The organism is Guptibacillus hwajinpoensis (assembly GCF_001039475.1).
GTDB lineage: Bacteria > Bacillota > Bacilli > Bacillales > Guptibacillaceae > Guptibacillus > Guptibacillus hwajinpoensis.
In genome coordinates, this window is the sequence record NZ_LELK01000004.1 from 1,416,495 (window position 1) to 1,439,269 (window position 22,775).

At 41.1% G+C, this 22,775-nt stretch carries 19 protein-coding genes, 1 other RNA gene and 1 other annotated feature; of the genes, 17 read left to right on the forward strand and 3 right to left on the reverse strand.

The features are described from left to right. The first annotated feature begins 137 nt into the window (after positions 1-137). Together AB986_RS17050 and dtd are read left to right on the forward strand one after the other, a co-directional pair. A complete protein-coding gene (locus AB986_RS17050; protein ID WP_394174843.1) occupies positions 138-2,303 on the forward strand; it encodes a RelA/SpoT family protein in 2,166 nt (721 codons plus the stop codon). Positions 2,304-2,321: 18 nt separating this feature from the next. Beyond that, positions 2,322-2,765 carry a D-aminoacyl-tRNA deacylase gene (gene dtd / locus AB986_RS17055; protein WP_048312659.1) on the forward strand — a complete coding sequence of 148 codons (444 nt, stop codon included), beginning with the start codon at positions 2,322-2,324 and terminating at the stop codon, positions 2,763-2,765. Positions 2,766-2,805: 40 nt separating this feature from the next. Here dtd and AB986_RS17060 read toward each other — a convergent pair whose 3' ends face one another. Further along, on the reverse strand, positions 2,806-4,233 hold the full coding sequence (locus tag AB986_RS17060) for an N-acetylmuramoyl-L-alanine amidase family protein (protein WP_048312660.1): 1,428 nt from the start codon (positions 4,231-4,233) through the stop codon (positions 2,806-2,808). 145 nt (positions 4,234-4,378) lie between these two features. Between AB986_RS17060 and AB986_RS17065 the strand changes: the two genes are divergently transcribed. The 4 genes from AB986_RS17065 (at position 4,379) to ssrS (ending at position 8,310) form a co-directional block, all read left to right on the forward strand. Further along, positions 4,379-4,552, forward strand: a complete 174-nt coding sequence (locus AB986_RS17065; protein WP_048312663.1) for a hypothetical protein — start codon at positions 4,379-4,381, stop codon at positions 4,550-4,552. 79 nt (positions 4,553-4,631) lie between these two features. After that, positions 4,632-4,853, forward strand: a binding site (T-box leader). Positions 4,854-4,959: 106 nt separating this feature from the next. Then, complete coding sequence (gene hisS / locus AB986_RS17070; protein WP_048312665.1) at positions 4,960-6,246, forward strand: histidine--tRNA ligase; 1,287 nt, start codon at positions 4,960-4,962, stop codon at positions 6,244-6,246. After that, positions 6,243-8,030 (forward strand): aspartate--tRNA ligase, encoded by a 1,788-nt coding sequence (gene aspS, locus AB986_RS17075; protein WP_048312667.1) that lies wholly within the window; start codon positions 6,243-6,245, stop codon positions 8,028-8,030. Before hisS ends, aspS begins: the two co-directional genes overlap by 4 nt. Before the next feature lie 96 nt (positions 8,031-8,126). Then, positions 8,127-8,310, forward strand: a non-coding RNA gene (gene ssrS / locus AB986_RS21885) — 6S RNA. Positions 8,311-8,561: 251 nt separating this feature from the next. Here ssrS and AB986_RS17080 read toward each other — a convergent pair. Then, on the reverse strand, positions 8,562-9,224 hold the full coding sequence (locus AB986_RS17080) for an RsfA family transcriptional regulator (protein WP_048312669.1): 663 nt from the start codon (positions 9,222-9,224) through the stop codon (positions 8,562-8,564). Between the two features lie 149 nt (positions 9,225-9,373). After that, the gene (locus AB986_RS17085; protein ID WP_048312670.1) at positions 9,374-10,717 is read right to left on the reverse strand and encodes an AAA family ATPase; all 1,344 of its coding nucleotides are present in this window, start codon (positions 10,715-10,717) and stop codon (positions 9,374-9,376) included. 145 nt (positions 10,718-10,862) lie between these two features. On the opposite strand from AB986_RS17085, the gene AB986_RS17090 reads away from it, so the two are divergent. The 11 genes from AB986_RS17090 to ruvX all read left to right on the forward strand — a co-directional run bounded on the left by AB986_RS17090 (position 10,863) and on the right by ruvX (position 22,773). After that, positions 10,863-11,570, forward strand: coding sequence for a YczE/YyaS/YitT family protein (locus tag AB986_RS17090; RefSeq protein WP_048312671.1), 708 nt, complete (start codon positions 10,863-10,865; stop codon positions 11,568-11,570). Continuing rightward, positions 11,503-11,922: a cysteine metabolism transcriptional regulator CymR gene (gene cymR, locus AB986_RS17095; protein WP_048312672.1), complete on the forward strand. Its 420-nt coding sequence runs from the start codon at positions 11,503-11,505 to the stop codon at positions 11,920-11,922. Before AB986_RS17090 ends, cymR begins: the two co-directional genes overlap by 68 nt. 35 nt (positions 11,923-11,957) lie before the next feature. Continuing rightward, positions 11,958-13,100 (forward strand): cysteine desulfurase family protein, encoded by a 1,143-nt coding sequence (locus AB986_RS17100; RefSeq protein ID WP_048312673.1) that lies wholly within the window; start codon positions 11,958-11,960, stop codon positions 13,098-13,100. A gap of 43 nt (positions 13,101-13,143) precedes the next feature. Further along, a complete protein-coding gene (gene mnmA / locus AB986_RS17105; protein ID WP_048312674.1) occupies positions 13,144-14,259 on the forward strand; it encodes a tRNA 2-thiouridine(34) synthase MnmA in 1,116 nt (371 codons plus the stop codon). Positions 14,260-14,367: 108 nt separating this feature from the next. Further along, positions 14,368-15,036, forward strand: coding sequence for a tetratricopeptide repeat protein (locus AB986_RS17110; protein ID WP_048312675.1), 669 nt, complete (start codon positions 14,368-14,370; stop codon positions 15,034-15,036). A 27-nt stretch (positions 15,037-15,063) separates the two neighbouring features. Next, positions 15,064-17,334, forward strand: a complete 2,271-nt coding sequence (gene recD2, locus AB986_RS17115; protein WP_048312676.1) for an SF1B family DNA helicase RecD2 — start codon at positions 15,064-15,066, stop codon at positions 17,332-17,334. A 386-nt stretch (positions 17,335-17,720) separates the two neighbouring features. Next, entirely contained in the window at positions 17,721-17,909 is a 189-nt protein-coding gene (locus AB986_RS17120; protein WP_048312679.1) for a hypothetical protein, read from the forward strand. A 25-nt stretch (positions 17,910-17,934) separates the two neighbouring features. Next, complete coding sequence (locus AB986_RS17125; RefSeq protein WP_048312681.1) at positions 17,935-18,999, forward strand: AI-2E family transporter; 1,065 nt, start codon at positions 17,935-17,937, stop codon at positions 18,997-18,999. Between the two features lie 369 nt (positions 19,000-19,368). Continuing rightward, complete coding sequence (gene alaS, locus AB986_RS17130; protein WP_048312682.1) at positions 19,369-22,002, forward strand: alanine--tRNA ligase; 2,634 nt, start codon at positions 19,369-19,371, stop codon at positions 22,000-22,002. Positions 22,003-22,080: 78 nt separating this feature from the next. Continuing rightward, the gene (locus AB986_RS17135) at positions 22,081-22,344 is read left to right on the forward strand and encodes an IreB family regulatory phosphoprotein (protein WP_048312684.1); all 264 of its coding nucleotides are present in this window, start codon (positions 22,081-22,083) and stop codon (positions 22,342-22,344) included. Positions 22,345-22,353: 9 nt separating this feature from the next. Continuing rightward, a complete protein-coding gene (gene ruvX, locus AB986_RS17140; RefSeq protein ID WP_048312685.1) occupies positions 22,354-22,773 on the forward strand; it encodes a Holliday junction resolvase RuvX in 420 nt (139 codons plus the stop codon). The last annotated feature ends 2 nt before the right edge of the window (positions 22,774-22,775 follow it).

Genomic DNA, 22,775 nt, shown 5'->3' on the forward strand with positions numbered 1-22,775 from the left:
TTAAGGCTATCCAGTGCTTACCAGTTAGGAAAAACGACATTTTTCTCATATTCTCTTTACATGGTGACTTTTTTTAACGATAATAGAAGCAATATACCAACAGTAATCAAGGTGATTTGATGACGATAGAAGAAGTAATGGAAAGAGCGGAGCAGTATCTGTCTGAAGACGATCTCTCCTATCTTAATAGAGCTTATGAATACGCGCGCAATGCACATGAAGGCCAGTACCGCAAATCGGGTGAACCATATATTATTCATCCTATTGAGGTTGCTGGCATTCTTGTTAATCTTGAAGTGGACCCTGTCACAGTTGCTGGGGGCTTTCTTCATGATGTCGTCGAAGACACCGACGTGACGCTTGAACAAATTTCTGATGAATTCAGTCCCGAGCTTGCCATGCTAGTTGATGGCGTAACGAAACTGAAGAAAATCAAATACAAGTCCAAGCGTGAACAGCAGGCTGAGAATCACCGTAAGATGATGATTGCCATGGCGCAGGATATCAGGTGTATTCTTATTAAATTAGCCGACCGCCTTCATAACATGCGTACCCTTAAACATATGCCTAAAGAAAAGCAGATGCAGAAGGCGAATGAAACGCTTGAAATATTCGCCCCCCTTGCCCATCGTCTCGGTATTTCGACGATTAAATGGGAACTTGAGGACACAGCACTTCGTTATTTAAATCCGCAGCAATATTATCGGATTGTAAATTTGATGCAAAAGAAACGAGCAGAACGTGAAGGGTTCGTCCATGAAGTAGTAGACGAGATCCAAGAGCGCGTAAAGGATGTTTCGATTGACGCCGAGATATCTGGTCGTCCTAAACACATCTACAGCATTTACCGAAAGATGGCTAAACAGCATAAGCAATTTAACGAGATCTATGACTTGTTAGCTGTTCGTATTGTCGTAAACAGTATCAAGGATTGCTATGCCGTTCTTGGAATTATTCATACGTGTTGGAAGCCTATGCCTGGTCGTTTTAAAGATTACATTGCTATGCCTAAAGCGAATATGTACCAGTCCCTTCATACGACGGTTATCGGTCCTAAGGGTGATCCACTCGAGGTTCAAATTAGAACGTCTGATATGCACAAAGTAGCTGAGTACGGTATCGCAGCTCACTGGGCTTACAAAGAAGGCGACGAGAATCAAGTGAATACCTCTTTTGAGAAAAAGCTATCTTGGTTTAGACAAATTCTTGAATGGCAAAATGACGTTTCCAATGCTGAAGAGTTTATGGAGTCACTTAAGATTGACTTGTTCAGTGATATGGTATTTGTTTTCACACCTAAAGGCGACGTGTTTGAACTTCCGACAGGTTCTGTACCGCTTGATTTCGCGTATCGTATTCATACCGAAATTGGCAACCACTGTATTGGTGCAAAAGTGAATGGCAAAATGGTACCTCTTGATCATCGGTTGAAAACAGGAGATATCGTTGAAGTTCTAACATCAAAGCATTCTTATGGACCGAGTAAAGACTGGTTGAAAATCAGTCAAAGTTCTCATGCTAAGAACAAGATCAAGCAATGGTTTAAGAAAGAAAAGCGAGAAGAGAATGTTGAAAAAGGCAGAGAACTCGTCGAAAAAGAAATCAAAAACCATGGGTTTGAACTAAAAGCAGTTCTGACTGCAGATAACATTGCAAATGTATCGAAAAAGTTTAACTTCACAAGTGAAGAAGATATGTATGCAGCTGTTGGTTACGGTGGGATTACTGCAGCTCAAATTGCAACAAGGTTAACGGATAAAGCTCGTAAAGAGAGAACGAAAGAACAAGAAGAAGAGCTTGCAAAATCGATTATTGAGGGTAAAACCACACATACTCCTTCACGTCCGCCAAGAAGAGCGGAATCTGGTGTTCGAGTAAAAGGCATTGATAATCTCTTAATACGTCTTTCGCGATGTTGTAACCCGGTACCTGGTGATGATATCGTTGGATACATTACAAAGGGGAGAGGTGTCTCCATTCACAGAAAGGATTGCCCGAATGTGAATGAAGACAATGCTCAGGAGCGACTTCTGGAAGTTGAGTGGGAAAGTGACTCTCCTAAAAATTACAATGTTGATATCGAGATCAGTGGTTTTGATCGTAGAGGATTGTTGAATGAAGTCCTCCAGGCCGTTGCAGAAACCAAAACAGATATGACGTCGGTTTCTGGCCGCTCTGATAATAACAAAATGGCGACCATAAGTATGACGGTGTCGATTCGCAATACGGCTCACCTCCAAAAAGTGGTCGAGCGCGTTAAACGAATTCCAGACATCTATGCTGTTCGCAGAATTATGCAGTAGTTTAGAAAGGAAGTCTTTATGAAAGCCGTTGTGCAGCGTTCAAAACAGGCGTCAGTTACTGTTGGTGGAAATGTGACTGGTAGTATTGATTCTGGTCTTGTCGTACTTCTAGGAGTGACACACGACGATACAGAAACCGATGCCGCTTACCTTGCAGGTAAAATTGCTAATTTGCGTATTTTTGAGGATGAGAATGATAAAATGAACCTTTCCGTAAAAGATGCAAACGGGTCTATCCTATCCATTTCACAGTTCACGCTTTATGGTGATTGCCGAAAAGGCAGGCGTCCTAACTTTATGAAAGCAGCAAAGCCTGATGAAGCAAACGTATTGTATGAAAAGTTTAATGCTTTTTTACAAGATGAGGATCTTAATGTACAAACAGGCGTTTTTGGGGCTATGATGGATGTCCAGCTAACTAATGATGGACCTGTTACCCTAATTATTGATAGCAAAGAATAGAAAAAGCCGCGGAGCAGTTTATGCTTCGCGGCCTTTTGCGTTATTGCAAAAAGGAAAGAATACCGTTTGCAACTTCACTTGTGATTTCTGCCTGGTAGTCTAGTCTATTTACGAGCTGTTCTTCCCAAGGATTTGATAAGAAGCCAAGCTCTAGAAGAACGGAAGGCTGTTTATTGTTACGAAGCACATAGTAATTTCCAAACCGGACTCCACGATCTCTGAGAGACGTATCATCACCGATTTTATTATGAATAGCTGATGCCAAAGACATGTCGCTTTGATCATAATAATAAGTTGTTGTTCCATTCGCTGTAGGATCGACTGTGCTGTCAAAGTGAATACTAACAAACGCATCTGCATTATTTCGCTCTGAGATAGTGGTTCTTTCATCAAGGGCAATGTAGGTGTCCGTGTCTCTCGTAAGTATTACTCTTACACCAGCGCTTTTTAGCTTTTCAGCTATTGTCGAAGTTGTTCTTAGAGTAAGGATCTTCTCAAGAGTTGTAATTCCTTGAGCGCCACTGTCATTTCCACCATGACCTGCATCAAGAACAACTGTTTTCCTAGCGTGTAGATTTTGTTTGGTAGAAAGTGATGCGGCTGTCGAAACGACCCATTCGGCCACATAAGCAGAAGAACCATCAGTTAGGGCAACTTCATACCACTGACCTTCTTTTGATAGAATCTGATATTTTTCATGAAGGCGTGCTTGTGTAATCACCTTATTTCCTAATCCAGGTCCATCTCTTAAATTCGTTGCTTGGTATAGAATAGTTGCATAGCGAGAACCGGCGCTTTTCGTTGTTTCTTTTAAGAAAGAGCTGTCTACCCAACCTGTTTGTCCATTATCATAACGGATGAAACTCCAGTCATTTTCTTTCTTTACTTCTTCTACTACAGATCCTGAAGGTAGTTGATGAATAATGCGGCTTCCAAGTCCTTGCGATTCGCGTACATTCAAAATGTTAGCCTGAACTTCTTTAATTGAAGATACAGCTTGATCAGATTCGGTTGTTGAATTGACTAACCAGGATGCAACCCAGCCTTCTTGCCCCTTGTAGTCAATTGCAATCCAGTCCTTCTCTGTTTTGATAACGTCCCATTTAGTATTTACTTCAATGCTACCCAATACCGGAAATTCTTTCCCTGGACCTGCGCGAACTTGAAGGTCTGAAACTGTTGATTCAATCGTTTTGGAGGAATTATTTTCTGACGTGATTGTGACAAGTCTACTAGCAACCCATCCGACTTTTTCCGCATCTAATTGAATCTGTATCCACTCTCCATCCTCTTCCATAATGGGGTGCGACTCGTTCTGATGAACTTGAGTGATAACGGAAGAAGAAAGGTTCGGTGCAGATCGAACATTAACGGTTTCATTAAAATTTGCCATTTTTTGAGCGGAGGCTCCTGAAGGCATTGTGAATAGAATAGTAAATAGCAAGATAAGTACAGAATAATTTTTCAAGAAACGGCTCCTTTCAGTTTGTCTTGTTGTTTTTACATAAGCATAATTTCTTTATCGGATAAAAAGATTCCTTCGTTTAGTTGTAAAACGTCTTCTTTTTGGTGAGACTAGTAGAACAATTCACTAAAAAAAAGGATGAGATCTGTTGAGATCAACAAATAAAGAAATGATGAATTATAATGTATCACAGCCAGAGTTTGGTGTGGACTATCATGATTTTATTCAAAAAGAACAATGCTTATCAAATATGGAACTTGCTGAAGAGTTTGGCCTATCGTTAAAAAGTATAAAAATAATGAAGCAAAAAATGAAGCGTTAATGTTAATAAACGAAGTGAAATAGACTTGACAAAAAAAACGCTGACTCGTATGATAGAAAACAATTCAGTAAATCGATACGAAGCTCCGATGAGGAAGAAAAGTAAAAAAAATCCGGGTTGATCAGAGAGGAAATGCCTTGGCTGCGAGCATTTCTCAATTCCGTTTTTTCGAAAGACACTTCCAAGGATCGTCTCCGAACAGGTAGCTCAGTAGGGGATGACGTAAACAGGCGTTAACTGTTTAAGCGGAAGGACTCGTCCTTCCATTAGGGTGGCACCGCGGGTAACTCTCGTCCCTGAATTTCGATTCAGGGATGGGAGTTTTTTTGTATTCAAAAAAATTTATCTTTATAAGTGCCTGAACGCAACTGTTGGCTTTTCGATCGTGAATAAAGGAGGACAAAGACATGAGTTTTCAAATCCCTAGAGGTACTCAGGATATTGTTCCTGGTACGTCTGAGTTATGGCAATACATTGAAAGTAAGGCAAGAGATATTTGTCGTCGATATAATTATCACGAGTTACGCACCCCGATTTTTGAACACACGGAACTATTCCAACGTGGTGTAGGGGATACAACGGATATCGTTCAAAAAGAAATGTATACATTTCAAGATCGAGGCGATAGAAGTCTCACCCTTCGTCCTGAAGGTACGGCGTCAGCGGTTCGTGCGTATGTGAACAACAAAATGTACGGTCTACCTGAGCAGCCAGTCAAGCTCTATTACATTGGTCCGATGTTCCGGTATGAACGTCCTCAATCAGGTAGAATGAGACAGTTTGTGCAATTTGGAATTGAAGCCCTTGGAAGCAACGATCCTTCAATCGATGCTGAAGTTATTGCGCTTGCGATGGGATTATATCAAGAACTAGGACTTAATAAACTTAAACTATATTTAAACAGTCTTGGTGATAAAGAAAGTCGTGAAGCACACCGCAAAGCACTTGTTCAACACTTTGAGCCACGCATTGGGGAATTCTGTAGCGATTGTCAAAATCGATTAGAGAAAAACCCTCTTCGCATTCTTGATTGTAAAAAAGACAGAGATCATGAATTAATGGGTACAGCACCTTCCATTGTTGATTATTTAAACGAGGGGTCAGCGCACTATTTCAGTAAAGTGAAAGAAGCATTAGATCATATGGATATTGAGTATGTTCTCGACGATCGTCTTGTACGTGGGCTAGATTATTACAACCATACTGCATTTGAAATCATGAGTGATGCTGAAGGATTTGGCGCTATTACGACGCTTAGCGGGGGCGGACGCTACAATGGACTTGTTGAAGAAATGGGTGGTCCGTCAACACCAGGTATCGGTTTTGCGATGAGCATTGAACGATTGTTAATGGCGCTAGAAGCAGAAGGCATTGAATTGCCAGTAGAGAAATCCATTGATTGCTATGTCGTTACAATGGGTGATGAAGCACAAGCTGCTTCAAATGGCCTTGTTCAAAAGCTTAGAAGAGCAGGTATCTCTACAGAGAGAGACTACCTAGATAAGAAAATGAAAGGCCAGTTCAAAGCAGCTAATCGTCTTCAATCAAAGTACGTGGCGATTCTCGGAGATGAAGAAATTGAACGCAACGAAATTAACGTAAAAAATATGATCACTGGTGAACAAGAAGCTGTGAGTCTTGCAGAAGTATCATCGTATCTCATAGATAAATTAAAGGAGGAAGATGGAGAATGATCGGAAGAAGCCATTCATGTGGGAAGATTCGTGAAAACGAAATTGGAGAAACAGTAGAATTAAAAGGATGGGTGCAGAAACGACGCGATCTTGGTGGACTAATCTTCATTGATTTTAGAGACCGTTCTGGTATTGTTCAGGTTGTTTTTAACCCTGATGTATCGAAAGAAGCGCTCGAACTTGCTGAAAAAGTAAGAAGTGAATATGTTTTAGGTATTAAAGGGAAGGTAGTGCAACGTGGGGAAGGTACGGTTAATCCAAATCTTCCTACTGGTTCTATCGAAGTACATGCTGAATCACTTGAAATACTCAATGCTGCAAAGAACCCGCCGATTAGTATTTCAAATGATGTAGAAGTTGGGGAAGATATTCGTTTGAAGTATCGTTACCTTGATCTTAGACGTCCTGTTATGCAGGATACGTTTAAGCTTCGTCATCGTACTACAAAGGTAATCCGTGATTTCTTTGATCACAATGAATTTCTAGAAATCGAAACACCAATGCTAACAAAGAGCACGCCAGAAGGAGCGCGTGATTATCTTGTGCCAAGTCGAGTGCATGATGGCGAGTTTTACGCTCTTCCACAGTCTCCACAATTGTTTAAACAGCTATTGATGGCATCAGGTTTCGAACGATATTACCAGATCGTACGTTGTTTCCGAGATGAAGACCTTCGGGCAGATCGCCAACCTGAATTTACGCAGGTGGACATCGAGACATCATTCCTTCCAAAAGAAGATCTCATTTCCATGATGGAAGAAATGATGACAGCTGTTCTAAGAGAAACGAAGGGAATAGAAATCGAGAAGCCTTTCCAACGTATGTCTCATGCTGAAGCTATGAACCGCTATGGTTCTGATAAGCCAGACACTCGTTTTGAAATGGAATTCGTTGATGTATCTGAACTTGTTAAGGACTCTGATTTCAAAGTATTCTCTGGAGCAGTTTCTTCTGGAGGAGCGGTGAAGGGGATTAACGCAAAAGGTGCAGCAAGTAACTATTCACGTAAAGATATTGATGCACTTACGGAGTATGTTAAGACGTATAAGGCTAAAGGTCTTGCATGGCTGAAAGTAGAAGAAGATGGTTTGAAAGGACCAATCTCTAAATTCTTTGATGAAACCCTAGCTGCTCAGTTAAAGGAAGCATTCAATGCAGAAGCGGGAGACCTTCTTCTCTTTGTAGCTGACAGTAAATCTGTTGTAGCTGATAGTCTTGGTTCTCTTCGTTCAAAACTAGGGAAAGACCTTGATTTGATTGACTACTCCAAGTTTAACTTCCTATGGGTAATGGACTTCCCACTTATGAGTTATGATGAAGAAGCGGACCGTTACTTTGCAGAGCACCATCCGTTTACGATGCCACTTCAGGAAGATCTTCACCTTCTTGAAGAAGCACCAGGTCAAGTTCGTGCGGATGCTTATGACCTTGTTCTTAATGGATATGAGCTTGGTGGGGGCTCTCAACGTATCTTCCAGCGCGATATTCAGGAAAAAATGTTTAAAGCGCTAGGATTTACGAAAGAAGCAGCTGAAGAAGAATTTGGTTTCCTACTTGATGCATTTGAATATGGTACTCCACCACACGGAGGAATTGCGTTTGGTCTTGACCGTCTAGTGATGCTTCTTGCTGGAAGATCGAACTTACGTGATACAATTGCATTCCCGAAAACAGCTAGTGCAAGCTGTTTGTTAACAGAGGCGCCTTCTCCAGTTAGTGAGGAGCAGTTGAAGGAACTGAATCTTCAATTGGCTAAAAAGCCCGTCACTGCTGAAAAAGAATAGAGTAAAAAAGGAAAAAGAAAAATAATAAAAAGGACCTAAAACGTGAGCGTTGAAATCATTTTGAAGGTCTGCTATAATTCAATTACAAGTTAACGAAGAGTCCTGAAGTGTACGTTTACTTCCATAATAATTTGAGCCAACACTTTTACAACGGGAGCTTGATTCTTTCCATCCAGAGTACATGCCTCGGTAGCTGAGGACGTACGAAGGACGGAATAGGGCACCCACCTGCCAATGCAGGTTCAACAATTATGGAAAGGACGGCACAGTTGGGGCTCTTCTTTTTTTATGACAATTAAAAAAGCATCAGTTCATTGAACTGATGCTTTTTTTGTATGGGTATTTGTTTTGATGCGGTGAAAAGACGACTGTAGCTTTAGTGCTTTTCGAGGCTAACGGGCGCCTTCCGCTTTTCGTGATCCAGCTGCAGCCTCCAGACTCTCGGTCACTTCACCTTTTAACTCGAACACAAAGACCGTGTTTGAAAGGCTCCAGTGCCTGTCGAGTCTAAACGGAGGCTTCCGCTTTTCGTTATCTCGCAAGCTTTTCTAGATTCCCGTTCTTATCCATTTTAAAGGCTGGTACGTTGTGTTCTTCGTTGTCGTTTAGGACTACCATTCTTCTTGCTCGGTCCATGATTTGGATGAGAGATTGATAATCCTCTTTCATGACTTGTTGTTCGTTTTCTAGTGTTTTGATTCGTTGGTGGAGTAGTGTGTTTTGTTCTGTTAGGTGTTCATTCTCCAATTCTAGTTTCTCTAGATTTGTTCTCAGTCTGCTTGTTCCGGATGCGGATTGTTCGAGATTTGATAAGTATGAAATGACATCTCTCATTGTCATCTGCTTCTGGGTTGTAACTTGCTGTGTTTCTTTAACTTCTTCATTCATTGTCTGAGAGAGTTGCTCTCTTTTCATAATAGGCGGACGTTTTTCACTTTCTGTATATGTTGGTTGTCTAAGTTCTGCACGTTTCATTTCTTTTCTTTGTTTCTTAGCTAACTTCAAAGCTTGTTCGTAGCGTTCACGTACAATCGCATTCCAGCGAAATCCTACTGCTGCTGAGGTACGGCTTAGTCGATCACCAACTTCATCAAAAGCCTTTAATTGTGTACTACCTTCTCTAACATGCCGCAGCACTGTTTCGGCAAGCATTAAATCATCTTCATGTGACCACGCATCTTGTCTAACTTTCATTTTCATTCAGCTCCTTTATCTTGTTCACTTCATATCGTTTTGAAAGTAATCATAGCTTTGCCAGTATGAAAGAATTTATACAGAAGTCTTGTGAAAATGAGATAGATTGTAAGAATACGAAGAAAAACAGCAGTGCTGATGCACTGCTGTTAACCTTTCTTATTATCTGATTTAATCCGCTCTGCGAAGTAATCAAGGCGTTTTTGTACAGTTCGTTCATGCCCGCGGTCAGTAGGTTTATAGAACGTTTTACGAGTCATGTGGTCAGGAAGATATTGTTGTGGTACATAACCTCCAGGGAAACTATGAGGATATTTGTAGTCTATTCCGTGACCAAGTTCTGATGCACCTTTGTAGTGAGAATCTCTTAAATGAGCTGGAACTGTGCCACTTTTCTCTTTCTTAACGGCTTCAAGAGCTGAGTCAATTCCTTTAATTACAGCATCACTTTTTGGAGCAGTGGCTAGATAGAGTGCTGCTTCTGCAAGTGGAATTCTAGCTTCCGGCATTCCAATGAACTCAACTGCGTAGCTAGCTGCATGTGCAACGAGCAGCGCATTTGGATCAGCTAGCCCAATATCTTCAGCGGCATGAACGTATAGTCTTCTAGCGATAAATCGCGGATCTTCACCAGCATAAATCATTTTAGCTAGCCAGTATAATGTGGCGTCTGGATCAGATCCTCGTATACTTTTAATAAAAGCCGATACCGTATCATAGTGATTATCACTATCTTTGTCATATTGTAATATCCGCTGTTGAATTGATTCTTCTGCAATACTAAGCGTGATCACGAGCTTTCCGTTTTCATCTGGTGTCGTCGTTAATACGGCCAGTTCAAGCGCGTTTAGAGCGGTTCTAGCATCTCCATTGGAAACATCAATGAGATGTTCAATCGCAGAATCTAGGATTTCTACATTATATCTACCAAATCCACGGTCTTGATCATGAATGGCTTGATTCAAAATATCTTTTATCGTTGATTCGTTAAGATGTTCAAATCGAAATAATCTTGAGCGAGATAGAAGAGCGGGATTGATTTCGAACATCGGACTCTCTGTCGTGGCGCCGATTAAAACAATCGTTCCGTCTTCAACAAATGGCAGGAGAGCGTCCTGTTGTGATTTATTAAAACGGTGAATTTCATCAATGAAAAGCACTGTTTTTCGTTCATCCATTTTCAATCTATCTTTTGCTTCTGATGTTAGTCTTCTAATATCAGCTACACCTGAGGTGACAGCATTTAATTGCTCAAAAAGAGCAGATGTTGTATTAGCGATGATGCGAGCGAGTGTTGTTTTGCCTGTCCCGGGAGGACCGAAAAAAATCATCGGTGTTAATTGATCTGCTTGAATCGCTCTTCGTAATAACTTTCCGTCACCGATTATATGATCTTGCCCGATAAATTCTTCTATGGACCTGGGTCGCATTCTGCTTGCAAGTGGTCCAGAAGAAGTGTTGTTTTTCTCAGGAGAATAATCAAATAGATCCATCAAACACCCGTCCTTTCATAGATAGTTGAAACATACTATACGTCTTTTGGAAATGCAAGAAAAAGCGGTTCATGCTATAATAGCGAAGGTTTACTAACAGAATCAATGGCGAAAATTGAGTTAAGATGAAGTAAAGAGGGATAAAATGAAACCAGGTAACAAAGATGCGTCGTGGTTCTGGATGAGTTGGGTTGTTTTTACACTTGGTCTTCTTGTGATGGCTTTTGGAATAGCCCTTATGATTCGTGCAGAAGTTGGAAGTGCACCTTGGGATGTTTTTCACATCGGTCTTTACCAACAGTTTGGTTTAACGATTGGGACATGGTCGATTATCATTGGTTTAGTCATCATTGGATCGACTTCTCTACTAGAGCGATCGTGGCCTAAACCCGGTGCTTTTCTTAATATGCTGCTGGTTGGTTTATTCATTGATTTATATCTATGGCTTCCAATTCTTAAAACACCAGATCAATTAATTGGAAAACTGATCATGCTGATCAGTGGTATTCTCATTATGGGGTATGGAATTGGATTGTATATAGCAGCTGATAGAGGAGCTGGTCCACGAGATAGCCTTATGCTTGTTTTAACTGAGCGTATTGGTTGGAAGGTACAGCATATTAGGCTTTCGATGGAAATGGTTGTGCTTACTCTTGGCTGGCTTTTGAAAGGACCTGTAAATATTGGGACACTCTTATTTTGTGTGACGATTGGACCAATTGTGGGCTATTCATTGCCACAGTGCAAGAAGATTGTGGCTCGATTGATAGAAAGAGGTGGAAGAAATGAAGATATCAACAAAAGGAAGATACGGATTAACCATTATGATGGAGTTAGCAAAAAAGCACGGTGAAGGTCCTATTTCGCTTAAATCCATCGCAAGAAGCAAAGACTTATCTGAGCATTATCTTGAGCAGCTTGTAGCACCACTTCGAAATGCAGGTCTTGTAAAGAGCGTGCGTGGTGCTTATGGTGGCTATATTCTTGCACAGGAAGCGAGCACTATTACAGCTGGAGATATTATACGAGTTCTTGAAGGTCCAATCAGTCCAGTTGAAATAATGGATGATGAAGAACCTGCAAAGCGTGATCTTTGGTTGAAAATTAGAGATGCAGTTAAAGATGTCCTTGATTCGACTACCCTCGAAGACCTTGCAACGTATGAAGGTGAAGGGGAGCAAGACAGCTATATGTTCTATATTTAAACCGGCTGGTTGCTGGTATTAAGAGGTGAAAAGTAATGAAGGCAATATACATGGATCATGCTGCAACCTCGCCCGTTCATCCACAAGTGATTGAAGCGATGGTGACGTCGTTACAGAATGATTTTGGCAATCCTTCAAGTATCCATCAATTTGGGCGTAAAACAAGACACGCTCTTGATGAAGCAAGAAGCAGTATTGCAAAAAGTATAAAAGCTGTTCCGAATGAAATTATTTTCACAAGTGGAGGAACAGAAGCTGACAATCTAGCTATTATTGGTGCTGCTAAAGCAAATGTTGGAAAAGGCCAGCATATTATTACAACAGCAATTGAGCACCATGCAGCATTAAACGCTTGTAAGAGTCTTGAAACAGAAGGTTTTGAGGTTACCTATTTACCTGTGAATGAGTTTGGAAGTATATCGGTTCAGGATCTTGAACGAGCAATTCGCCCTGAAACAACGTTAATAACCATTATGTACGGTAATAACGAAGTAGGAACAATTCAGCCGATTAAAGAAATGGCTCAGATTTCTAATGACCACGATATTCTTTTTCATACAGATGCGGTTCAAGCATATGGCTTAATCGATCTTGATGTAAGAGACCTTGGTGTCGATTTATTATCTGTTTCTGCTCATAAAATAAACGGTCCTAAAGGCGTTGGTTTTTTATATGTGAAAGAAGGAACAAAGCTTGTTCCTTATTCTCAAGGTGGAGAGCAAGAGCGTAAGCGTCGGGCTGGAACTGAAAATGTTGCAGGCATAGTTGGCATGGAGTCGGCTGTTAAGCTTATGCGTACAGATCGAGAAGACAAAGCTAGACTTTACCGAGAAATGAGAGAAACCATGGTGGAGATATTTAATAGAGAATCCATTCAATACCATATAAATGGCGATCAGGATAATATGCTTCCTCATGTTTTCAATGTAAGCTTTCCTGATGCGAAAGTGGAACCAATGTTGATGAATTTAGACCTTGCAGGTATCGCTGTATCAAGTGGCTCAGCTTGTACTGCTGGATCTCATGAGCCGTCACATGTATTAAAAGCCATGTACGGGGATAATGAACGTACCCAAACAGCTATTCGATTTAGTTTTGGATATGGGAATACAGTAGAAGATGCAACACAGGCTGCAGAAGAAGTCGTTAAGATTGTCAATCGGTTAAAGAAGTTATAAAATAGTCAGGACACAATTTGTGTTAAGAAGAGGAGGTGCAACCATGACAGCAAAGAAAAACGAAGATATAAGAGTCGTGGTTGGAATGTCCGGAGGTGTTGATTCATCAGTCGCTGCGTTAATGTTGAAGGAACAAGGCTATGATGTCATCGGCATTTTCATGAAAAACTGGGACGACACCGACGAAAACGGAGTATGCACAGCGACAGAAGACTACAATGATGTTATCCGTGTATGCAACCAGATCGGCATTCCGTACTACGCAGTCAACTTCGAGAAGCAATACTGGGATAAAGTCTTTACTTATTTCCTAGATGAATATAAAGGTGGACGCACACCAAATCCAGATGTGATGTGTAATAAAGAAATCAAGTTTAAAGCATTTCTGGAGCACGCACTAACGCTTGGCGCAGATTACCTTGCAACTGGGCACTATGCTCAGGTTGTTGAACGTGATGGCGAAGTGAAAATGCTACGTGGCGTTGACGACAATAAAGATCAAACGTACTTTTTGAACCAGCTGACTCAAGATCAACTTTCAAAAGTCATGTTTCCACTTGGAGGCATTGAGAAGACCAAAGTTCGTGAAATGGCTGAAGAAGCAGGTCTCGCTACTGCTAAGAAAAAAGATAGTACAGGTATTTGCTTCATTGGTGAGCGCAACTTCAAAGAATTTCTTGGGCAATATCTACCTGCTCAACCAGGTAAGATGATGACGCTTGATGGAGAAGAAAAAGGCAATCATGATGGATTGATGTATTATACAATCGGTCAACGCCACGGTCTCGGTATTGGTGGCGACGGTGAGCCATGGTTCGTTGTTGGGAAAAACCTTGATAGCAATGTACTTTACGTGGATCAAGGCTTTCATAACGATTTGCTCTATTCTGATTCGCTTATTGCGGTTAACTCAAGTTGGGTATCCAATGTTCCAATACAAGATGAATTTACGTGCACAGCGAAGTTCCGCTATCGTCAAAAAGATTCAGGTGTTACTGTTCAGAAGCTCGATGATGATCGCTTGAAAGTAACCTTTGATGAGCCGGTTCGCGCGATTACACCTGGACAAGCCGTTGTCTTCTATAATGGAGATGAATGTCTCGGTGGAGCAACCATTGATCAAGTATTCAAGAATTCAAGTGAACTCACATATGTGTAACATGAAGCCTCATTTCAACTAGAAATGAGGCTGTTTTTTGAGGTGGGGAAACTGTCGCCAAGTTATGCTAAACTAGAGGTTAAGTTAAAGATGTAAGGAGTTTTTATAATGAGTAATAAAAATGAACAAGCGATAGCAGCGATGAATAATGGAGAGCTTGAAAAAGCGGTAACGCTTCTATATGAAGCTGTGGAGGAGAATCCAAAAGATCCAATCGCTTATACAAATATTGGGAACTTACTCGCCCAGGCGGGTGAAGTTAAACAGGCTGTTGCCTATTTCGAGAAAGCGATTGATCTTGATGAAACCCAAGGTACGGCATATTATGGTGCAGGAAATGCTTTCTTTGAACTCGAACAATACAAAGATGCTGCGGATATGTACCAGAATGCTATTCAACAGGGGCTTGATCAAAGTGATGTTCACTTTATGATTGGACAGTGCTTTGTTATGCAGGATGCGTTGCGTCTAGCCCTTCCGTTTTTCCAACGTGCAGTTGAACTAAATGAAGGTGATACCGAAGCAAGATTTCAATATGCACTTTGCCTTGCCCAAGAAGGGGCAGTCGAAGAAGCATTGCCACAATTTGAGAGGGTAGTTGAGGAAGACCCAGAGCATGCAGATGCATGGTTTAATCTTGGTGTGAGCTATGCTTATCAAGAAGATATAACAAAAGCAATGAACTGCTTTGACAAAGCACTTGCTATTCAACCAGATCACCTCCTAGCAGGTAACGGCAAGAAGCAAATGGAACAAGCGATGAACAATAACAATTAAATTCTAAGTTATTGGGGAGAAGATCTTATGGTTGAGCCGCAAAAAGGATACATCAAAGGAAGACCCATTCAAATGATCTTTTTTAATGAGGATAGTTTGTATGGGGTGGCAAGACTTCGTATTGCCGAAACAAATGAGGCTTATGATGAGCGTGAAGTAGTTGTCAATGGGATGATTCCAAGATTACTTGAGGATGAAACGTATATATTCTATGGTCGATTCACGGATCACCCCCGCTTTGGAAAGCAATATTCTGTTGAGTCGTTTGAAAGGCAGCTTCCTGAATCTAAGCCGGGTCTCGTTCAATATTTATCGAGTGATCTATTTCATGGTATCGGTGAGAAGACAGCTGAAGCGATTGTTGATACGTTAGGTGAACGCGCAATTGCCAAAATCATGAGGGAACCTTCCATTTTAAGCAAAGTACCAAAGTTGACAGAAGAAAAGGCTAAGAATCTCTATGATTCTCTTATGGAGCATCAGGGACTTGATCAGATTATGATACGTTTGACAGAGCTTGGATTTGGACCAAAGCTATCGATGAAAATCTTTAAAGCATATAAACAAGAAACGCTGGAAGTAGTAGAATCAAATCCGTATCAACTGATTCAAGATGTCGAAGGGATTGGTTTCAGACGTGCGGATGAACTAGGCAGAGCAATTGGTATTGAAGGGAAGCACCCTGACAGAATAAGAGCTGCTTGTCTTCATACCTTGAATGAACAGACCCTACAAGAAGGCCATGTGTATCTTGAGTACGATGAGCTTTTGGAATCAGTTGATGAATTGCTAGGGGACAAGATTGATGAAGCGGATATTTCAAAAGAACTTATTTCACTTTATGAATCTGATAAGCTGATTCTTGATCGAGAGAGAATCTACTTACATTCTCTTTATTATGCTGAAAAAGGGCTTGTAACTGGCTTAAATAAAGTGATGTCACAAACAGAATATGCAGATTCTTTTCCTGAGTCAGAATTTTATCGAGCGCTCGGGGAACTTGAAGAGCGGTTAGGTATACAATATGCTCCATCGCAGCGGGATGCTGTGCAAAAAGCGATTGCTTCACCGTTCATGATCCTTACTGGAGGACCAGGTACTGGTAAAACGACGGTAATTAAAGGAATTGTTGAACTTTATGCTGAGTTGAATGGACTTTCACTTGAGCCGAAAGACTATTCGAAAGATAATCCATTTCCAGTGCTTCTTGTAGCACCTACTGGAAGAGCGGCTAAGCGTATGAGTGAAGCGACAGGCCTTCCCGCTTTTACAATACATAGATTGCTTGGTTGGAAAGGCGAAGCTGGATTTGAGCACGATGAGAATAACCCAATTGAAGGTAGATTGCTCATTGTAGATGAAGTTTCGATGGTGGATGTATGGTTAGCGAACCAGCTGTTTAAGTCTCTCCCCCCTCAAATCCAAGTAATTGTTGTTGGTGATGAAGATCAGCTTCCTTCCGTTGGTCCAGGACAGGTGCTGAAGGATATGATTGATTCGAAAGCTGTTCCTGTAAGCAAGTTAACGGATATTTATCGTCAGGCGGAAGGTTCTTCAATTATTGACCTTGCTCATTCAATAAAAGAAGGAGAATTGCCGAGGGAATTTCATAAGCCTACGCCAGACAGAAGGTTTTTCCCTTGTTCTCAAACGCAAATCATTGAAGTTGTGTCTCAAGTTTGCGGAAATGCTTTGAAAAAGGGGTATTCACCAAAAGATATTCAGGTACTTGCACCAATGTACAGAGGATCAGCAGGAGTTGATCGCTTAAATCAGGAGCTTCAAAAGCTTTTCAATCCTCCGTCAGATCAGCGAAGAGAGCTTCCTCATGGTGATCTCATTTATCGAGTAGGTGATAAAGTACTTCAACTCGTTAATAATCCTGAAGATCACGTTTATAACGGAGATATGGGAGAGATTGTATCTCTATTCTTTGCTAAAGAAAATGTAGAAAAGCAGGATCAACTGGTCGTGTCCTTTGATGGTCAGGAAGTTGTTTATGATCGTCCAGATTTCAATCATTTAACGCACGCATACTGCTGTTCAATTCATAAGTCACAGGGGAGTGAATTCCCGATCGTAGTTCTTCCGATAGTCAGAGGGTATTACCGCATGCTTCGCAAAAATCTTCTTTATACTGCTGTTACAAGAAGTAAAGATTATTTGATTCTTTGTGGTGAGGAAGATGCTCTTAAGCTTGCTATCCAAACAGAAGATGATCAGGATCGAAATACGAGACTCACTGAGAAGTTACAAGAAATAATTGGTGAACAAACAACAATTGAAGAATCAACCTAGAAGTCAGAGGTACAACCTCTGGCTTTTTTATTGGTTGTTTTCCAAAAACTCTTTTCTAAAAGATTGTTGCTTTTGAAACATTTATTGAAAAAAAACAAACTTAGGATTGGAGCGGAAGATGCTCGACTCCTGTGGGATTAGCGAGACAGGTGAGACCGCGCAGACGCGCTTAAGCGCGCCGAGGATCGCCGCCTGCCCCCGCCGAAAGCAAGCATGCTGGAGCGGAAAACAACAACTACTCTTATAGCAAAAGCAACAGTGTTTAAGAAACAGTCTTTTTTATTAGAGGGAAGAGGCATTTGAATCAGCTATCAGTATAGAATCACCTTCAATTGGGCAAGCTTTTGTATATCTTTTTAAAATGCTGGATTAGGAGGCATATAGAAATGGTATGTCCAAATTGTAAAAGTAAAAATATCGGGAAGATTGGCGCCAATCAATTTTATTGTTGGAGCTGTTTTGTTGAAATGTCGATTGTAAAAGGTGTTCTTTCACTTCATCAAGTAGAAGAAGATGGTTCTCTTACATCACTTGATGATCTGTTTGAAGACTATGACATGCGTATTGAATTGTAGAATATCATTACGGGAGGAATAGTCATTGAAACGAGAATGGAACCTTAATTGGCTCATTTATTTAACAACCCTTCTGCTCGTTTTTTTATGTGTCTATTTGCTCCTTAAGCTTTCTCCAATCTGGGAGCCTGTTATACAAGTGTTAACAGTTCTACTGGTTCCTTTTCTCATCGCTTCACTCATCACGTATTTACTTCACCCCATTGTTGAGAAAATTCATAAAGAAGGACTTCCGAGAGGCATTGCTGTTCTCTTAATCTATGTTCTCTTTTTTGGAGGCACAGGTTATGCAATCTTTAAAGGAGTGCCTCATATGGTAAAGCAGTCTCAAGAGTTAATGGAGAATGTCCCAATGTTTATGGATACGTATCGTGATACAGTCCATCAAATGTATGATTACACGTCTCATTTACCACCAGTTCTTCAAGGTAAAATAGATCAGGCATTTCAAGATGTCGAGAATACAGTGAATCGTACCCTTACACTTGCGATAGAGTTTGCTAAGAAGTTGTTAAGTTCATTTTTTGTAATTATGATCATACCGTTTATCGTTTTCTATTTGTTGAAAGATTTTGAAGCGCTAAAGAAAACGGCGTGGCGAATAACTCCTCCAAAGTGGAGAGAGCCAGGGAAAGAGTTGCTGAATCGAATTGATGAGTCACTAGGAAATTACATTCGCGGTCAGTTTTTTGTTATTTCAGTGCTAGGTATTCTAGCTGCGCTAGGCTTCTGGCTAATTAAATTACCTTATGCCATTCTTCTTGGTGTGATCGTAGGTGTAACAGATATCATTCCATACTTCGGACCTTTCCTTGGTGCTGCTCCTGCTCTCTTGATTGCGACGACCGTTTCGATGAAGATGGTCATAATAACAATCGTTGTTATTATTGTCTTACAGTTTATTGAGAGCAACATTCTTTCTCCATATATTGTAGGGAAAAGTCTTCATATCCACCCTGTTATAATAATATTTGGACTTCTTGCAGGCGGCGAAATAGCTGGTGTCGTAGGGCTTATTCTTGCAGTACCAGTACTTGCTGTATTAAAAGCGCTCATACTTTACCGGAATGAGCGTGACGCAAGCGATTGACAAACGATTGCTGCTCTGACTATAATAATCGCAGAGATTAAGAAAAGAACACATTGACGGATCGAGTATGCTGAATACTATTCTTGAATACGAACGTATTCACTAGAGAGAAGCTCCCTGGCTGGAAGAGCTTTAGGAATCAGATCAGCAGAACGCTAATCCTGAGTGCGGACTAATCCCCGCCGTCTCGACCTCGTTACGGTCGCTTGAGGTGATAAGTGCAAGTTTGCTTATAACCAGGGTGGTACCGCGTGAGCTTATTAAAACTCTCGTCCCTGAATTATTCAGGGGTGGGAGTTTTTTTGTATGCAAAAAAGGTCACACCCCTCGGATGAATTTTCGTTAAAACCAATTTAAGGAGGATGTTTTATGAAAGAGCTAACTTCAGCTGATGTAAGACAAATGTTTCTTGATTTCTTTAAAGAAAAAAGCCATTCGGTTGAGCCAAGTGCTTCACTTGTTCCACACGAAGATCCGACGCTTCTTTGGATTAATAGTGGTGTAGCTACGCTTAAAAAGTATTTCGATGGACGTGTAACGCCGGATAATCCGAGGATTGTGAACGCACAGAAATCAATTCGTACAAATGATATTGAGAATGTTGGAAAGACGGCAAGGCACCATACATTCTTCGAAATGCTAGGAAACTTTTCAATTGGTGATTACTTTAAAGAGGAAGCGATTGATTGGGGATGGGAGTTCCTCACTAGCAAGGACTGGATCGGGTTTGATGCTGACAAATTATCCGTGACGATTCACCCTGAGGATGAGGAAGCTTATACAATTTGGAGTGAGAAAATCGGTCTGCCTGAAGAAAGAATTATTCGCCTTGAAGGGAACTTCTGGGATATTGGTGAAGGTCCAAGTGGTCCGAATACGGAAATATTCTATGATAGAGGCGAAGAATACGGAGCAGAAGATCCAGAAGAAGAGCTTTACCCTGGGGGAGAGAACGAACGTTATTTAGAGATTTGGAATCTTGTGTTCTCCCAATTCAATCATAACCCTGATGGAACGTATACTCCGCTTCCAAAGAAAAATATTGATACCGGCATGGGACTAGAGCGAATGGTTTCTGTTATCCAGGATGCAAAGACAAACTACGATACAGATCTTTTCTTGCCAACGATTCGTGAAACAGAACGAATGGCTGATGTGAAATACGGTGATTCTAGAGAAGGAGATACTGCATTCAAAGTAGTGGCGGATCATATTCGTACTGTAACTTTCGCTATTGGTGATGGTGCTCTTCCATCAAATGAAGGTAGAGGTTATGTCTTACGAAGACTTCTCCGTCGAGCTGTTCGATTCGCGAAGCAGATTGGAATAAATCGTCCTTTCATGTATGAGCTTGTACCTGTAGTTGGGGACATCATGAAAGAATTCTATCCAGAAGTGAACGAAAAGAAAGAATTCATTCAGAAAGTAATTAAGAATGAAGAAGATCGTTTCTATGAGACACTCAATGAAGGTCTTGCGATTCTTTCTGACATTATCAAGAAAGAGAAAGAAGCTGGAAACACAATGATTTCTGGTAGTGATGTATTCCGTCTTTACGATACGTATGGTTTCCCAGTTGAATTAACTGAAGAGTATGCAGAAGAAGAAGGTTTGGAAATCGACCGTACTGGTTTTGAAGAAGAAATGGGTATGCAGCGAAAGCGTGCGCGAGATGCACGTCAGGACACAGGCTCTATGCAAGTTCAGGGTGGTGCACTAGGCGACATTTCAGTTGCAAGTGATTTTGTTGGATATGAAGAGCGTTCGATTCATACAGAAGTTGTTGCTATAGTGAAGAACAAAGACCTTACTGAAGAAGCAACCGAAGGTGATGAAGTTCAAGTCATTTTACAGCAAACACCTTTCTACGCAGAAAGCGGTGGACAGGTTGCAGATCCTGGTGTCATTCGTGGTGAAGATGTACAGCTTCGTGTCACGGATGTACAGAAAGCACCAAATGGTCAGCATGTGCATACAGCAGTTGTTGAATCAGGATCCATTCAAACAGGTGCAAAAGTTATTGCAGAAATTAATCGAACAAATCGTTCGGCAATTGTTAAGAATCATACCGCAACTCACCTACTGCATCAGGCATTAAAGGATGTTCTTGGAGACCATGTTAACCAAGCTGGTTCACTAGTTGGCTCAGAACGTTTGCGCTTTGATTTCTCTCACTTTGGTCAGATTTCATCTAGTGAACTTGAAGAGATTGAAAAACGCGTAAATGATCAGATTTGGGCTAATATCTCAGTGAATACAATGGTTAAACCAATCGAAGAAGCAAAAGCAATGGGTGCAATGGCTTTATTTGGTGAGAAATATGGAGATACTGTAAGAGTTGTTAGTGTTGGGGACTATAGCCTTGAATTGTGTGGCGGAACTCACGTACAAAATACTGCTGAAATTGGTCTCTTTAAGGTTCTTTCTGAGTCAGGAATTGGAGCAGGTACGCGAAGAATTGAAGCTGTAACAAGTGAGGGAGCATACGAGGTGCTAAATCAGCAAGTGTCGATTTTGAAAAACACCGCTGACTTGTTAAAATCAAATGTGAAGGACGTTCCATCTCGTACAGAAGCACTACTAGGTCAAATTCGAGATCTACAACGACAAAATGATTCACTAACATCGAAGCTAGCGAATGTAGAAGCAAAACAAATGGCAAGCGATGTGCAAGAAATCGATGGCGTTAAGGTTGTAGCGAAACGAATTGATACAGACATGAACAATTTACGTAGTATTGTTGATGATTTGAAATCTCAACTAGGAAGCGTCATAGTCGTATTAGGTAGTGGTGTAGACGGAAAAGTTCAGCTTGCTGCAGGAATCACAGACGATCTAATTAAAGAAGGTTATCATGCAGGGAAACTTATCAAGGAACTTGCTACTCGCTGTGGTGGCGGAGGTGGAGGACGCCCCGACATGGCACAAGCTGGTGGTAAAAATCCTGAAAAGTTGGATGAGGCACTCGCATACACAGCAGATTGGGTCAAATCCATTTCCTAATTTGGTTTCATTAGTGTACAATAAGGTTAGTTGACTAGTTACGATTCTAGATGGGGATCGGAGAAAGAGGTGTAAGGAATGAGTTCGATGGACAAAACAATGAAGTTTAATTTTCCAGACGACGCATACAATCACGATGTCCAGGAAGTGTTGCTCACCGTCTATAGCGCTCTTCAAGAAAAGGGCTACAATCCGATTAACCAGATTGTGGGTTATCTCCTTTCTGGCGATCCGGCTTACATTCCGAGACACAATGATGCGAGAAGTTTAATTCGTAAGCTTGAACGCGACGAATTGATTGAAGAGCTGGTTAAATCGTATCTGACTCATCATCAAGGATAAGGAGACAGCATGAAAACACTTGGTTTGGATGTTGGCACGAAAACAATTGGCGTTGCGCTTAGCGATGCAATGGGGTGGACCGCTCAAGGATTAGAAACGGTGAAACGTGATCCTGAAGCACAAGATGTTATTCCTGATCGTTTAATGGAAATCATTAAAGGGAATGATGTCAGCAAGATTGTTGTTGGACTCCCGAAGAATATGAATGGTTCAATCGGTCCAAGTGGAGAGGCGTGTATGGCATTCGCTGATTTGATTGGAGAACATACTGATTTACCTATTCAAATGTGGGATGAACGTCTAACGACCGTCGCTGCTGAGCGAATGTTAATTAGTGCCGATGTAAGCCGCAAAAAGCGCAAAAAAGTAATCGACAAAATGGCTGCTGTTATGATTCTGCAAGGATACTTAGACAGCAAGCAAAATTAATG